The following is a 1031-nucleotide window of genomic DNA, read 5'->3' as shown; positions in this document are numbered from 1 at the left end:
CGTCCCGCTCGGTCGCAGGCCGGCCGGCGCGCGCAGCGAAGGTCAAGGGCGGCCCCCGGCCGGCGCATCGCGCGCACCCTTTACCGGAGCGAGCACGCTGGCAGGCTGGCGGCGGAGCGGGGGCGGGTCGGCCGCCATGCTCGCGGTCCTGCTGCTGCTCGCGCCGGGCGCTGCGCCCGTCGCCGCGCTGGCGCAAGACACGCCGCCGGAGCGATTGACCGCACGCCATCCCTATGCGGACCATGTAGCGGACGCGGCCCGGCGCTTCGGCATCCCCGAACGCTGGATATGGGCCGTCATGCGCGTCGAGAGCAACGGCGATGTCCGCGCCGTCTCGACAGCCGGGGCCATGGGCCTCATGCAGATCATGCCCGGCACCTGGGCGGGCCTGCGCACGCGCCATCGCCTCGGCTCCGATCCGTTCGATCCGCGCGACAACATCTTGGCGGGCGCGGCTTATCTGCGCGCGATGCACGACCGCTACGGCAACGTGACGGCCATGCTCGCGGCCTATAATGCGGGGCCGGGCCGCTACGACGAGCATCTGTCGCGAGGCCGCCCGCTGCCTGCCGAAACGCGAGCCTATCTTGCACGGCTGGCGTCGATCACGGGCGGTTCGGACGACACTCAGCTTGCCGTCGCGCCGCCGTCCGACCCGTTCGCTTGGCGACGCGCTGCGCTGTTCGCCGTGCGGCCGGGCGCGCTTTCACCTGCGCCGCCGCCCGCCGATCGCACGGTATCCGACACGCGGCCGGAACCGCCGGCCGACGACCGCACCGGGCTTGTCGTGGTCGATGCTGCCCCGCCTGCCAACGGCCTGTTCGTCCCGCTCTCCGGGCAGCGTCCGTAATGAGCGGCTTACGCGCGCTCTGGCGGGCTCCCTCGCACCGTTTCGCAGAGGTGGAAGGGGAAAGGGCTGTCTGTCTGAAGGGGAAAGGCGGAGGGCAAGATAAAGGGCGGCAATGTGCGGAGCCCTTGCGCCTCGGTTGTGGCCTTGATTCTCAAGGCTTTCGGGCATTGCTGCGCAATGT

At 71.4% G+C, this 1031-nt stretch carries 1 protein-coding gene; it reads left to right on the top strand.

Annotated elements, in window-relative coordinates:
- On the top strand, positions 1-850 hold an 850-nt coding region (locus AX735_RS22450), incomplete at its 5' end, for a lytic transglycosylase domain-containing protein (RefSeq protein WP_066284841.1).
- Positions 851-1031 lie beyond the last annotated feature (181 nt).

The organism is Blastomonas sp. CCH1-A6, assembly GCF_001556365.1.
Taxonomy (GTDB): domain Bacteria; phylum Pseudomonadota; class Alphaproteobacteria; order Sphingomonadales; family Sphingomonadaceae; genus Blastomonas; species Blastomonas ursincola.
Note: the sequence above shows the minus strand (reverse complement) of the source record. Positions and strands in the feature narration are given on the sequence as shown.